At 47.4% G+C, this 14,575-nt stretch carries 12 protein-coding genes; 9 read left to right on the top strand and 3 right to left on the bottom strand.

The features are described 5' to 3' along the window. Positions 1–249: 249 nt before the first annotated feature. A complete protein-coding gene (locus IEX81_RS01885; protein ID WP_229727426.1) occupies positions 250–1,167 on the bottom strand; it encodes a ketopantoate reductase family protein in 918 nt (305 codons plus the stop codon). Positions 1,168–1,352: 185 nt separating this feature from the next. On the opposite strand from IEX81_RS01885, the gene IEX81_RS01880 reads away from it, so the two are divergent. Then, positions 1,353–2,045, top strand: a complete 693-nt coding sequence (locus tag IEX81_RS01880) for a type 1 glutamine amidotransferase (protein ID WP_188801306.1) — start codon at positions 1,353–1,355, stop codon at positions 2,043–2,045. A 311-nt stretch (positions 2,046–2,356) separates the two neighbouring features. Here the strand turns inward: IEX81_RS01880 and IEX81_RS01875 are convergent, their stop codons facing one another. Next, positions 2,357–3,202 carry a Cof-type HAD-IIB family hydrolase gene (locus tag IEX81_RS01875; protein WP_188801304.1) on the bottom strand — a complete coding sequence of 282 codons (846 nt, stop codon included), beginning with the start codon at positions 3,200–3,202 and terminating at the stop codon, positions 2,357–2,359. Between the two features lie 33 nt (positions 3,203–3,235). Beyond that, a complete protein-coding gene (locus tag IEX81_RS01870) occupies positions 3,236–4,009 on the bottom strand; it encodes a DeoR/GlpR family DNA-binding transcription regulator (RefSeq protein ID WP_188801302.1) in 774 nt (257 codons plus the stop codon). Positions 4,010–4,256: 247 nt separating this feature from the next. Between IEX81_RS01870 and IEX81_RS01865 the strand changes: the two genes are divergently transcribed. The 8 genes from IEX81_RS01865 (at position 4,257) to IEX81_RS01835 (ending at position 14,390) form a co-directional block, all read left to right on the top strand. After that, positions 4,257–7,079: a sigma-54-dependent transcriptional regulator gene (locus tag IEX81_RS01865; RefSeq protein ID WP_188801300.1), complete on the top strand. Its 2,823-nt coding sequence runs from the start codon at positions 4,257–4,259 to the stop codon at positions 7,077–7,079. A 346-nt stretch (positions 7,080–7,425) separates the two neighbouring features. Next, positions 7,426–7,626 (top strand): cold-shock protein, encoded by a 201-nt coding sequence (locus IEX81_RS01860; RefSeq protein WP_188801298.1) that lies wholly within the window; start codon positions 7,426–7,428, stop codon positions 7,624–7,626. A gap of 145 nt (positions 7,627–7,771) precedes the next feature. After that, a complete protein-coding gene (locus tag IEX81_RS01855) occupies positions 7,772–8,320 on the top strand; it encodes a beta-class carbonic anhydrase (RefSeq protein ID WP_188801296.1) in 549 nt (182 codons plus the stop codon). Positions 8,321–8,486: 166 nt separating this feature from the next. Further along, positions 8,487–8,681, top strand: a complete 195-nt coding sequence (locus IEX81_RS01850) for an alpha/beta-type small acid-soluble spore protein (protein ID WP_188801294.1) — start codon at positions 8,487–8,489, stop codon at positions 8,679–8,681. A gap of 376 nt (positions 8,682–9,057) precedes the next feature. Beyond that, the gene (locus IEX81_RS01845) at positions 9,058–9,894 is read left to right on the top strand and encodes a Cof-type HAD-IIB family hydrolase (RefSeq protein ID WP_188801293.1); all 837 of its coding nucleotides are present in this window, start codon (positions 9,058–9,060) and stop codon (positions 9,892–9,894) included. 307 nt (positions 9,895–10,201) lie between these two features. Then, positions 10,202–11,434, top strand: coding sequence for a metallophosphoesterase family protein (locus IEX81_RS01840; RefSeq protein ID WP_188801291.1), 1,233 nt, complete (start codon positions 10,202–10,204; stop codon positions 11,432–11,434). Further along, the gene (locus tag IEX81_RS16665; RefSeq protein ID WP_268239280.1) at positions 11,434–11,562 is read left to right on the top strand and encodes a hypothetical protein; all 129 of its coding nucleotides are present in this window, start codon (positions 11,434–11,436) and stop codon (positions 11,560–11,562) included. The genes IEX81_RS01840 and IEX81_RS16665 overlap by 1 nt, the downstream gene beginning before the upstream one ends. After that, a complete protein-coding gene (locus tag IEX81_RS01835; RefSeq protein ID WP_188801288.1) occupies positions 11,559–14,390 on the top strand; it encodes an ATP-binding protein in 2,832 nt (943 codons plus the stop codon). The genes IEX81_RS16665 and IEX81_RS01835 overlap by 4 nt, the downstream gene beginning before the upstream one ends. The last annotated feature ends 185 nt before the right edge of the window (positions 14,391–14,575 follow it).

The following is a 14,575-nucleotide window of genomic DNA, read 5'->3' as shown; positions in this document are numbered from 1 at the left end:
ATGTTTTTTCAGCAAAAGGACTGAGTTCTTTCAGTAGAAAGAGCTCAGCCCAAGAATGAAAAAATTAAATTTCTCTTAAAAGACCAACGATTTCCAATCGGCAAAAGAAAAATGCTCACACCTGTTTCAAGATTCGCCTTCTATTTTAATATAGACATTCGACAATTTTGCAAATATTCCTTCGAAAAATAAAAAAATTATGATTTTTTTGTAAATACTTTTTTTCTAGCTTATTATTCAGAAGAGTCTTTATCGGCGGGTCGACTCAAGTGTCTTAATGATTCTGTACAAGGTGCGGTTAACCGGAGTCGGAACGCCGTATTTTTCGCCTAACCTGCATACCGTTCCTGAAAACATGTCCACCTCGGTCTTTCTTCCGCTCTCAATATCCTGAAGCATGGATGTCCGGCCCTCAGGATTCATCTTTTTGAAAATGTCGAGCTGATTCTGTATATCCTGTTCATTCAATCCAATACCGGCTTTTTCAGAGATGCTGATGATCTCCCGCATGGCTGAAATCATCAGATCGATGGCCTGTTGGTTGGTCTGAAATGTTCCGTAACGTCCGCCGGTGACTGCGGACGATTGATTGATACCGACGTTGACCATGAATTTGTACCATAGGGCACGCATCATGTTCTCGGGAATCTTATAATCAATGCCGGCCCGGTCAAACAAATTCTTCACGGCGTTCACTTTCTCCGAATAAACCGTATTTGTCTTTTCACCAAAGTAGATAATCCCGTAGGTTGTAAAATCGACGTTGTTGCCTTCCCTGTTCGCGTCGATAGCGTTGCAGAGCGAGTAAAGGATTTTGTCTGTGCCGTAGCTTTCCGCGATCATTTCTTCGCTGGAGATGCCGTTTAATAAGGACAAAATGATGGTCTTTTCGCCGACATGGTTGCGGATGTCTCTGATGGCCTGCGGCAGCTGGGTGAACTTGACGGCAATGATGACAAGATCTGCCGGTTCAGTTTCGTTTTCAGGGGTCACATAATTGAAGGAATAAGGTTTGCCGTTAATGATAAATCCGTCTTCCCTGTATCGCTTGATGCGCTCCCCGTCCGCGATCACGTGGAGATTTTCCGGTGCAAGATCATGCAGTTTGCTTCCATAAGCGCAGCCGATGGCACCCATACCGATTAAAGATATTTTTTTTATTGACACGTTTGTTCTCCTTTGACATCGCATTTTTTGAATAAAGCTGTAACCACACAGGTGCACGGCCTCTCGTTCGTTTATTATCCTTTATAATAATAGTATCACATGCCCTGTGTATCAGAAACAGCGCGTCCGAAAATTCACCGGCAGGGCCTGCGTCATAAAAATGAGTTAAAGGAGTTGACGGCGAAATGCACATCCATTACTTCCAGCATGTTCCATTTGAGTCGCCCGGGAATATTGCCGCCTGGGCGGAAGAGAATCATCATGCAATCAGTGGAACGCACTTTTTTGAACCGTTCCGGCTTCCGGACATCGGAAAAATCGATTTACTGGTGATTATGGGCGGCCCCATGAACATTTATGAGCAAGAAAAGTATCCCTGGCTCCGCGAGGAGAAAAAATTCATCCGGAACGCACTGGACCGCGGGATGCCGATTCTGGGTGTATGCCTTGGCGCGCAGCTGCTTGCCGATTGTCTCGGCGGGAAGGTACATCCGGGAAAGGAAAAAGAGATCGGCTGGTTTCCGATCTCTTTCCCGGCAAACAGAAAGGGCCCGTTCCGGGTTTTCCCCGATACACTTGACGTGTTTCACTGGCATGGCGACACGTTCGATCTGCCGGAGGGAGCGGAGCGAATGGCATCGAGTGCAACATGCGAAAATCAGGCATTCCTCTACCATGATCACGCAGCCGGCCTGCAGTTTCATATCGAAATGGCTGAGAAAAATATTCGGGGCGTGATCGAACATTCGAAAAATGAGCTGACCCCCGGTCCTTTTATTGAGCGGGCTGAGAAAATGATCGGCCAGGCGGATAAAATCGAAGCTAATAAAAAATTGCTGTTTCGCTTCCTGGATGAATTTTCCAGGCGTGACGTATAACAGCAACCAGTCTTCATTTAAGGGCAAACCAGCGAAACAAAGAGTTGTTCGTATGGAAGGTATAAGCCGTCATTCCTGCGCCGCAAAAAGGGTTCCGAAATCCGGAACTTCATCCGAATCCGGCAGAAGTTCATCCCAATCATTCTTAAGTTTTATCCTGTGCGTTCATCCATTTGATTTTTTTCCAAAAACGGAGCTGCTTTTTTCAATTCGGGGAAAAGTTGCTCCGTTTCATACTCAGTAAGCGCTTTGCATCATTCCCTTCAAATTTACCCGATCTTGCTTACCGCGCAGCAGTAAAGTCAGACAACCTATTGCTCGAATAAAAGCCGATCGATCAAATCGTATTTTTCGAGAGTACTTTTGATTCCGTCCTGATCGTTGGATGGCGCAGCCACGTTTGCAGCGGCTTTTACTTCATCCGGGGCATTGCCCATCGCAACGCCGACGCCGGCAAAGCGCAGCAAGTCCAGATCGTTGAAGTTGTCGCCGAACGCCATGGTTTCTTCCCTTTTAACATGGTAGTATTCCGTCAGCAGAGCCGCGGCCGCCGATTTGTTGGCACTTTTCGCAATAATCTCAAGATAAGAAGGTTTCGATTTGTAGAACGTGGCACCCACTTTGCTTTCGGCCAGCGCTTTTTCAAGTGAATCAATGGCTGCGGGAGGTCCCATGCACAAAACTTTGTTAATTGTGGGAAAATCTTTATCCATATCATTGTCCGCAAATCGCAAAAGATGTGCCTTAGTGCCTGCGATGGCCTGTTCCTGTGCGATCCAGGCATTATCCGGTTCAGGAACGAACCATTCATCGGGGCTGTAGGCGGATACACTGACATTTGGAAAGCGTTTGCATATCAAATCATAAATATACAGAACGGTATCTGTCTCGATAGAAACATTGAGCATCACATTTCTCAGGCCGTCCGACTTCCTGGAATCAAGAATCAGCGCCCCGCCATAGCAGATGACCGGATCGCAAATGCCAAGCTCATGCTGCAGAGGGAGTATCCCGTCCGGCATGCGTGCCGAAACCAAAATAAAGGGGATACCTTTCCGAGACAAATCATGGACAGCCCGTCGTGTTTTTTCGCTGATTTGATGGCTAGAGTTGAGCAGCGTTCCGTCTATATCGCTGAACACAAGTTTAATGGTCATTTTATTTCCTCCCCGATATTCATTTTAAGCTCTTTAGACAGCGTTTCCGCCTGCTTCTGCAATCATGAGTTCCGTCCCGCGCATAGATTCCGAATGAATAAAGGGTGCAGGAGGTCTTTCATTGGTGATCAGTGTGTCGGCATTTTCCCAGTCAAGTCCTTTAAAACGGCTCCTTTTTGTAAATTTTTTGCTGTCGGCAAGGACAACGGTCTTGTCGGACCGGGAAGCGACTGTTCCTTTTATAAAAGCGTCGTCTTTATCTTCATAATAAAATCCGTCCTCCGTTATCGCCGCCGCGCCGAGAAAAGCACAGTCAAAATGGATTCGTTCAAGCTGACCGGCACTTTCAATATCAAACAGGTAACGGTTTGCTTTGTTAAGCGCCCCGCCAAAGAGAAAGACGGTTGATCGGGTCTGATTGGACAGAATTTCAGCAATATCCAGAGAGTGAGTGTATACGGCGACCTCGATGTCCAGCTGTCTCGCCATGCATGACACTGTAGTTGATGTATCAAAAAAATAGTGGCCCTTTTCGTGAATCAACGAAAGCGCCATTGATCCAATGCGCATCTTTTCACCGGAAAAAGTCTGAAGCCTTTCGCGGTACGCCAATACCGTGTTTTGTAAATCGGGTAGGGCAATGCCGCCATGCGTCCGGATTGCCGCGCCCTGCTCGGTCAGTCTGACAATATCTCTTCTGGCTGTGTCACGCGAAATTTGAAAATGTGCGCATATCTCATTTACGGACATACTTTGATGCGCTTTCAAATAATCGAGAATACTGACCAGCCGCTCTTCTTGATACACTGTATTCATCTCCTTTTAAGTAATTGTAATTCATTATATCTTTATATTCAAGTAATAATGAACTTTATTTTTTATTTTTTACGTGAATATAAGTAATTATGCTATTTTTGTTTCCTGATTAATACACTAATAGTGTCTTATGATAAAATGAAATTAAAATCGTTTTCGGTGACTTTCGGTCCGTTTTTTTTTAGACCGCCTGGAAAAGCTGTTTTCGGGAATAAATTTTCACTGCGGGGGAATAGAAATGAAAAGAATCGACCGCATTTATCAACAACTGGAGGAGAAATGCGATGCCCTGAAGAAAGACCAGTTGCTGGAGCGGGAAGGTTTTTCGGCAGACGATCTTGCGGACGATCTGGATATGCTGAGAAACAACGTCAGCCTTGAGCTGAACAATCTCGTACGGCTCGGAAAGGTTATTAAAATTAAAAAACGTCCCGTGCTGTACATCCCGCGTGATACGGTTAAAAAAAATTACGGCTATATTATTGATCAAACGATATTAGATATTTCTTCATTAAAGGAACTCTACCTGGCCAGAGAAAAAGCGGACATCGGCGAGGACGAAGACCCGTTCAGCCTGCTGATTGGTTCGGACGGCAGTCTGAAAAAACTGACGGGCCAGGCCAAAGCGGCTGTCGTTTATCCCCCGCGCGGCCTGCATACGCTGATCCTCGGGCCTACCGGTTCAGGGAAGACGCTGTTCGCACACATGATGCACAGCTACGCCGTGTATATGAAAAGAATGGATAAAAACTCACCTTTTATCGTTTTTAACTGCGCGGACTACTATAATAATCCGCAGCTTTTGATTTCACAGATTTTCGGCCATGTCAAAGGCGCTTTTACGGGGGCGGAAAGCGATAAACAGGGTCTGGTGGAAAAAGCAGACGGCGGCATCCTGTTTCTTGATGAGGTTCACCGTCTTCCGCCAGAGGGGCAGGAAATGATCTTCTATTTTATGGACACCGGGCGGTATAACAGGCTGGGCGAGACGGAGAAAAGAAGGCAGGCCAAAGTTCTGATTATTGCCGCGACCACGGAAGACCCGTCTTCCTCGTTTCTTCAGACATTCCTGAGGCGGATCCCGGTCACCATCACAATGCCGTCATTCCATGAACGGCAGGCAAAAGAGAAGGTGGATCTGACCAAATACTTACTGTCGAAAGAAGCAAAGAGGATTCACAAGGATATTAAAGTGAATGAAGATGTGATCAAGGCGCTGATCGGCAGTGTAACATTCGGGAATGTCGGACAACTGAAGTCAAACATTCAGTTTGTCTGCGCACAGGGATTTCTGGACAGCATGGACAGTCCGTATGTGAATCTATATGTTAAAATGCTGCCCCAGGAAATGAAAGAAGGATTAAGCCTCATTTCGCGGAACGCCCGGGAGAACGAAGAAATATCGAATGAAGTAGGCAAAGTAACGGTGATTACAGGAGAGGGGAGCAAGGAACTGGTCGATGATGACGTTTATGAGCTTCCTTTTGATATGTACAAAATCATCGAGGATAAGGCGAACCTGCTTAGGCAGGAAAATGTGGATCCTGCCGAGATCAATCGTTTTGTAGCCACGGATATCAAACTGCACATCAAAAGTTTCTATCAGCAGGTCACGAAAAGGCCCAACATGAAACTGTCCAAGCTGGTGGACGAGCGCGTGATCAACCTGGCCGAGGAACTGAGGTCGCTTGCCGAGAGCATGCTGCACAAAACCTTTAATGATAAATTTCTCTATTTTATCAGCTTCCATATCGATGGTTTTCTGAAGAGAAAAAGCAGGCTGAATGCGGGGGCCTCGTCTTCACACGGAAGGCTGATCGATGAAAACGAGATCGAGTACCAGGTCGCTTTGAAAATGAGGGAAATTATAGAAGAAAAACTGAAAGTCAGGCTTCCGAAGATCGAAGTCATGTATCTGGCAATCCTGCTTGTCTCTGCAAATGAACTGAATCAAAAGGGAAAGGTCGGCATTGTGGTCGCGGCCCATGGGAACAGCACGGCGACATCGATTGTCAATGTAACGAAGGAGCTGCTTGGCGATTATAATATCAGGGCTGTGGATATGCCTCTTGATATCAGCTTTAAAGTCGTCCTGGGCGAAATTGCGGCAGCCGTCAGGCAGATGGATCGCGGAGAAGGGGTATTGATGCTGGTTGATATGGGATCGCTTTATTATTTTGAAGAAAAAATCAGGGAGAAGTCCGACATTGAAGTGAAAGCAGTTGATAGGGTATCGACGCCGATGGTTCTCGATGCCGTGCGGAAGGCCAATTTTCTGGACATGGATTTGAAATCCATCGCGGCATCCCTGAAGAGCCCTCAGAATTCTGTTGAAGAGGAAATCATTCAGGCATCCAAGAATCAGGGAAAACCGAAAGCCATACTGACGATTTGTTCCAGCGGTCAAGGTGCGGCGAAAAAAATAGACGAGTTGATTAAAACTTTTCTCGGCGACATCACCGATGAACCGATAAAAATCATTCCCCTGTCTGTCGATGGTCTGAATCAAAACGTACAGGAACTGGAAAAGAAATATACGATCATCGCGTCGGTCGGAGTCAGAAAACCGAGAATCAATGCGCCTTTCATTTCATTGGAACATTTCATCGAAGGAGAGGGGCAGCTGACGATCAAACAGGCGATCAGGAACGAACGCATTCATATTAAAAACGGACAATCCGACATGATCGTCCGCGGACTGTGCGAAGACAGTTTGAAAATGATGCTGACCTATCTGAATCCCTATCGCGCGATTTCAACTTTGATGCACTTCTGTGACAACCTTCAGAAGGAGTTGGATGTCCATTTTAAAAATACGACCACGTTTCGTATTGTCGTCCACAGCGCTTTTGCTCTGGAACGTGCGGTCAGGGGAGAAGTTCTTCAATACAAAGATGGGGTCACAGATGAAAAAAAAGGGATGCTTGCCAAGGTCAAAAACGCTTCCCAAGTTATCGAAAAAGAAATGAACATCCAATTGGCGGAGGATGAAATTTACTGCCTTGTCGATTTGCTGCAGGACGAGTTTGCGGACAGGCCGCAAAAAGTTATCAGTCATTGAAGCATCTAAGGATGAACGGACACCAGTATGTTATAATAACATTAAGTAATTGTGCTTTTTCTTTTTCGGGATGTTGACACTTTTTTATTGTGCGTATATAATTATTGTGAATCAATGTGAGTGATTGTTTGTTCCAATTTTATACTTGTTCGTGTGATAAAGATGGCATTCATAATTCACGTGTTATAAAAGGATTATCAATGTTTAGCTACTTTATTGATACTTTTTATAATATGTGAATTTTTTAATGGGTGGGATAGGTTTTGCTTATGATGGTTGTAAGCAGACATAGCTCGTTTTCCAAATAAAACATGCGCATATGACAAATTTACAGGGGGTTTACGTTTTGAAAACAGGTAAAGTTAAGTGGTTTAATGCAGACAAGGGTTTCGGTTTTATCGAAGTTGAAGGTGAAAACGATGTATTCGTTCACTTCAGTGCTATTACGGGCGACGGCTTCAAGACGCTTGATGAAGGTCAGGCTGTTGAATTTGAAGTAGTTGAAGGCAATCGCGGACCGCAGGCAGCCAACGTCGTTAAACTGTGATTCGCTTTTTTTAAAAGCTGCTCTCCTTAACAGGGGAGCGGCTTTTATTTTTTACGACGTGAAATCAAGCATGAGGCTGGATTCATTTTTCAAATTCCTCTATGATTGTTGATGATACATAATGATTAGCGGAGGTAAATGAAAAGTGTCACAGTTGGAAGAAATTCTGGAATATAATCAAAAATTTGTGGAAGAAAAAGCTTATGTCCCATATGAAGCAGGCGGACGCCCGGCAAAAAAAATGACAATCGTGACCTGTATGGATTGCCGACTGGTCGAACTGCTCCCGAAAGCGTTAAATATAAAAAACGGAGATGCCGTAATGGTAAAATGTGCCGGAGGAATGGTTGAGGGTTCGTACGGCAGCACCATGAAGAGCATCCTTGTCTCCCTGTATGAACTGGGGTCCGAGGCGGTTTATGTGATCGGTCATACCGGGTGCGGTATGCATGGTCTCGAAGCGGAAAAAATGATTCAGGACATGAAAGATCGCGGAGTCGGAGAAGAAGTGTTTACCGCGCTTGAAAGTGACGGAATTGACCTGAACATGTGGCTGGGCGGTTTTCAATCGGTTGAAGCGCAGGTTCAGAAGAGCGTATCGATCATAAAGAATCATCCGCTGCTTCCTGAAGGAACGCCCGTATACGGCCTGGTTATTGACCCGAAAACCGGTGCATTAAAACCAGTAAATTAAAGCGTCCGATCGCCCAGCCTTCGTCTTTTCTTCCGTTGCCCTTTATCCTTTTTGCCATTCGTGTTCGTCCCTTTTAATGCAGCACTCCGCTAACAATTTCCAGCCGTTAATCAGAATATAGAATTTGAAAGCGGAGCAAAATAGGCTTACAAGGGAGGTGAGACACATGGCAAATTCAAATCAATTACTCGTGCCAGGTGTACAGCAAGCACTTGATCAGATGAAAGTGGAAATTGCCCGCGAATTTGGCGTTAGCCTCGGGGCTGATACGACTTCCAGAGCGAACGGCTCGGTTGGAGGAGAAATTACTAAACGTCTGGTCGCTCAGGCTCAGTCTCAATTTGGCGGCTATCAGAAATAAAAAAAGAAATGATTAAGAAATATACAGAGAGCGGCGTTAAGCCGCTCTTATTTTGCTGCGAAGAAAGGGAACCATTTTTTAAAAAAGCGGTGATCAATCATCTCCTGATGAGCCGATCCTGTCCATCTTAGATACTCCCGAGCAGCTCTTATTCCCGATAGAAGAGAGCGGGGTATAATTACCAATTTCGGTTTGTACCAAGGACTTCTTTTTCTTCTTTACTGAAACAGCGCCAATAATCGCCGGCGTTCGCGGACGGCAGGCGAGCAGTTAACCGTGACGTCCTTCCCCGGTCTTGTTCTATTTCTTGGGCGTGCTTCATATGCTGGGAACAGGAATAGGGGATTGAATCTGGATTCCGAAAAGGGGGAGGACCTTGGTATACCGCTTGCTTGCATTGGACATCGATGGAACCCTTTTGACCAACAGCAATAAACTGGACCGGCAGACTAAAGACGTTATTCAGTACGCTCGTAAAAAAGGCGTTGTCGTCACACTTGTTTCCGAACGCCACTTTCATTCTGCGGCCAAAGTGGCTCGCTCGCTCAGACTGACTCATCCGATTATTACGCATAATGGGGCATTCGTGTCTTCTTCAATGGATAACCCGGTCTACACAAGCAAAATCGAACATAGCGTCTTGCTGCAGCTTGTTGAATTTCTGGAGACCTATCCGTGCCAGATTCAGATTTCCCATGAACGGCTGTCAATAAGCAACAGGCCGCGCCAAAAAAATCTGATTGCTAAAATGACCATCGGTATGAATGAGCCGCTGTTTTATCCGGTGACCTATGTGGATACGCTCAGCCAGTATCTTTTGGAAAATTATGAGAGTGCTACGGATGTAAAAATCAAACTGAAAGATGAAAAAGTAATGGACGATATTGAACAAGCGATGGGTGACTATTTTCCGTCGCTCGCTGTCAGCCGCCCCTCGATTCACGACATCACATTGGTACGCCAGGGAACGTCAAAGTTTAACGGACTGCTTTTTTTCGCCGGACAACTTGGCATTCCTCTTCATGAAATTGTGGCGGTCGGCGACGGGCCGGAGGATGCGGAGATGATTGAAAAAGCAGGGCTCGGCGTTGCGATGAGGAATGCCTCTCCCGATGTGAAAGCGAAGGCGGACTGGGTGACGCGGACGAATGAGATGAACGGCGTTGCTTATGTGGTCAGGGAAGTGTTCCGGAAGCAGCTGCGCGTTCACTGATGCGGACGTTGAGGACGATCCCGGATGCGGATGACTTTTTTTGTACAAATAAGAAAGTGTAATAAAAAAAGATTAGAGGTGTCTGGTATAAGAAAAACTAAGGCTCAGGCCGTCGTCATAGGCTTGGCTTCGTCAAGTTTTTCTTAGCAGTCAAAGGTGATTGGGGTCCGCTTGCCGATAATCTGGATTTCTACATGAAACCAGGCATTTTGCCTGGTTTTTTTCGGTATAAGAGAACGTGTGATCGATCGGAAGATATGCTAAAATATAAGACAAGCACAAATTAAAGAGAGGGAGCATGCATGATATGATTCGTTTCATTCATGCCGCCGATCTGCATCTCGACCGGCCTTTTGAAGGACTTTCGGAACTCCCCGCACCCTTGCACGCGCGCGTGAAGGCGAGCACGTTTACAGCCCTGGGCCGGCTGATTGACAGAACATTGGCGGAAAAAGCGGATTTTCTGATCATTGCTGGCGATATTTTTGACGAAAGCCATCGCAGCCTGCTGGCCCAGAAAAGGTTTATTCAATCCATGAAACGTCTTCAGTCGGGGGGAATCCAGGTATTTCTTGTGTTTGGAAATCATGATCATCTGGATGATCCGTGGAACAGACTTGATTTTCCGGAAAATGTTCATGTCTTCCCGACTTTTCCGGCGATGATTCCATACCGGAAGCAGGACGGCCAGGTTGTTCATTTATATGGGTTCAGCTATGCTGAGCGCTGGGTGGCGAGAGATATGGGCGCGGAATACATCAGGAAAGACGGCGCAGATTTTCACATCGGCATTCTTCACGGCGCAGAGCGGTCGGCGGCTGGCGAAGGCCGTTATGCACCTTTTTCGGTCGGAAAGATTGCGGAAAAAGCGTTTGATTATTGGGCACTTGGCCATATCCACAAGCGGCAGCAGCTGTCCCCTCCGCTGCCGATCTGGTATCCGGGCGATATCCAGGGGTTGTCTGTAAAGGAAACAGGCAATAAAGGAGCATCACTTGTCGAACTGGACGGTCAGGGGGCCCATGTCCGTTTTATTCCGACAGCCGACATTTTATGGAAGAGGCAGGAGATTGCTTTGACCGGCCGGATCACGGCCGAGAATCTGGAAAAGGTGCTCGACCGTACCAAGGAAGAAGCCCGCAGCGATGAATGCGGCATCTTTCTCCGTGCGGATTTTTCTTTTTCCGACACGGATCAGGATCGAAGCGAGCTGAATGATCTCATTCGGGAGTTCACTGAGGCAACGAATGATGGTGAAGAGGAAAGGCCCGATTTTGTCTGGCTGAATTCCGGCGATATAACGGTCAGGGCGGACTGGAATCGGGAGGAGCTGCTGCGGAGCCCGCATTTTATCGGGGATCTTTTCAGGCTGATTGAGACGGAGGGAGCATTGGAAGAAGCGGCAGCCGTGCTTTACCGGCACCATGCCGGCAGACGTTATCTCAGCCCGCTTACAGGTGAGGAGGAGGAGAAGATTAAACAGGAAGCAGAGCAGCTGCTTGTTGAGAAACTTCTTCCGGATATCGGAAGGATGAGCTGATGAAGGCTTTCAGGCCGCAGGAGGGAACGAAAATACAGACGTTCATCGCTGTCCCGGCTGTCAGACTTAATCATGAACGAAGGAAGGTGAGGCGCGGTTTTGCTGAAACAGAGCCGCCGGGCAAATGAAAATCAGATCATTGGACATTAATCAGTTTGGCCGTTTTGAGAATCAGAAAATCGTTTTGCCGGATTCTTCCTTTGTGATCATCTATGGCGGGAACGAAGCGGGAAAATCGACGTTGATGAACTTCATGCTTAACACGCTGTTCGGTTATCCCCAGAAAAATTCGCTTGCCAGGTGGCTTAGAAATAATGAAGAGAACCGGCTTGGCGGAGCGCTGACTTTTCAGGGTGAAGACGGGCACGAGTTCAGACTCGAGAGGATGTATAAAGAAAAAGAGGACCCCCGCCTTTTTACCGGCAGCAGCGGGATAGGCGACGTAAATGCACAGTTTCACGGGGTTGACCGTTTGTTATATCAGAGCGTCTTTTGCTTCGACCTTGAGGGACTCAGAGGCATTGAAAAAATGAAACCTTCCGATCTGAACGACTTTCTGCTTGGAGCGGGGATGATCGGGAGCCGGGAGCTTGCGGAAGCGGAACAGGAACTGGGGAAAAGGTGTGGCGCCCTCTTCAAAAAGGGCGGAAGAAATCCTGAAATTAATCACCTCCTCAATGAATTGGATAGGCTTCGGACAGAAATGAGAAACCATGAAAAGAAATTGGATGCTTTCAGGCAGATTCAGGAGAAGATCGATCGGGAAAACGCGAGAATCCGGCGGCTCGACCAGGAGAGAAAGGATGCCCTGCAGCGCCATCAGGAATGGACCGCTTTTTCCGCGATCCGGCCAATCATCATAAGTTACCGCGCACTGGAAGATGAAATCAAAGGCATGGGGGAAGTCGCCCATTTTCCGGAAAACGGAAGAATTCAGTATAATGACTGGCACAGGCAGATTGCTGCTGCGAAGGACGAAGCGGCTGGCCTCGCGGACCGGATACAGCAGCTGAACGAATCGATTAAGTCGGTTCATGTCGATGATTCCTGGATTTCTGAGGAGGGGAATCTTACGGCACTGTTTCGTGAAGCCGTAAAAGACGAACAAAATCTCAGGGAAACAGTCCTGCTGGAGGATGACCGGCGGAAAGATCAAACCGAATACGCCGGCGTGCTGAAGAATCTCGGGCCCGGGTGGGATGCAGAAGCGCTGAGCCGGGCTTCCGTGGATGTTGCGTTCAAACATCAGTTGCAGGAAAAAACAGAGCGATTGAAGGTATTGGCGGAAGCGAAGTCCGACGCTTCCAGAGATCTTGCCGGCCGAAAAGAGGAGGTCTCGCAGCTGAAAAATCGTCTGGAAGCACTGGAAAAAGAACATGGGGAAGAAAACGGAGGAAAGCGGGCACATGAGCGGAAAGGCCGGACCGGGGTTAACCCAGGCCCGCTTTCTGTTCCGATGATCGTACCCGCACTTGCTGTGACGGCCCTAGTTGCCGTGATCTCCTACTTTCTGCTCACCCCTGCAGCGGCTGTTCTCATTTTTCTCTTCGGCTTGCTGCTCAGCGGACTCTTTGTCTATACGTCAAGGCTGGCGTCGAAAAACGGCATCCCGTCGTCCACAAGGAATGAAACTGGGCCAGCAGTTGATAGTCGTTATGAAGCGGAACTGAGTTTTATCCGTGAACAGTTTGCCAAGGCTGAAAGGGCCTGTGAACAAGCGCTTCTGAACGTTGAAGCTCTTAAAAAGGATCTGGGTGAGGAAAATCGTCAATTCAAGGAATGGCTTGCCACAAAGGGTTACAGAATGGAACGGCCGGAGTGGGCTGCAGACATTGTGCGGCTGGTTGATGAGGCGCAGGCCCTCCTGAACAGAATTAAGGTCGTTGAAGCCCGTATCCGGGACAGGCGGGGGGAACATGAACGATTTGAACGGGAAAGAGAGCGGCTTTCGGACATTCTTCACGTACCCGGAGGTGATGCCGCCTTTTTGGAAAAACGATACAATACAGAGAAGGAAAGACAGCGGCAGGTTCAGGATCTGAAAAAACAGCGAGATACTAATCTGAAACAGGTACAGATATTGAAAAAGAAGCTTGACCGTTTTTACAAGGAACAGGACCGATTGCTCGAACTCGCGGGTGCTGCCGATGAAGAACAGTTTTTTGAATCTGCCGATCGCTATGACCGCCTTCAGAAGCTGAAAGAAAAAAGGAATGATCGGCAGATGCACATGCTCGAACTGGCGGGAAATGAAGAAAATCTGAATCGCTATTTTCATGATCTCAACGAAGGCAAGTGGGACGGGATCACGGGAGAAGAACTCAAAAAACGTCTGTCGGATCTGGAGGAAGAGCTGAAAGCAGTCAGGGAGCATTTGATTCAAGAAAAGGCGGAGTCCCGGAGCATGGTAGACAACGACTCATACCGCGATACACTGGACCGCTATCATGCATTGCTTACCGAGGTCAACAGCAAAGCCAGGGAGTGGGCTGTCTGCCGGATGGCCGAATGGGCAATAGGCAAAACTAAGGACAACTACCGTAAACAGAGGCTGCCGAGAGTGCTGAAAGAAGCAGAACGCTATTTTGAGCAGGTAACGGGCGGAGCCTACATATCCCTGAATCTCAATGATGAAAACGGATTCGCCGTAGAACGCAGGGACGGCCGGACTTTTCTCGCGGGCGAACTGAGCCGGGGAACCGCCGAACAGTTGTATTTGTCGCTTCGCCTGGCTTTGACAGAGGTTTTTGACAGCGGTGAATCACTGCCGGTGATTATTGATGAAGGGTTTGTCAACTTTGACCGTCCGAGGGCCGAGCGTGTCTATTCGCTCCTGGAAAAAATATCGAACCGCCGCCAAGTGATCCTTTTTACGTGCCACGATTCTGCATTTCTGCAGGGTCATCCGTCTGCCGTCCTTTCACTTTCCGGACAGAACAGGCAAGCCGTCCGGTAAACAAACCGTGCAGCGGGAAAAAGCCGGGTGCGGCATGTCCGAAAATATGAAAATTGTTTCATTTATCACGCGCTGCAGGGCCACATGGTATAATTTAATTTATACTACAAGATAGTATAAATTTTTGAAGGATTATAGTATAAGCGACTGAACAGATCGCCGCGTCCTGCGGCATGTTCGGCATT

Origin of the sequence: Sporolactobacillus putidus (genome assembly GCF_014647035.1) — a bacterium.
In the GTDB taxonomy this organism is placed as follows: domain Bacteria; phylum Bacillota; class Bacilli; order Bacillales; family Sporolactobacillaceae; genus Sporolactobacillus; species Sporolactobacillus putidus.
Note: the sequence above shows the minus strand (reverse complement) of the source record. Positions and strands in the feature narration are given on the sequence as shown.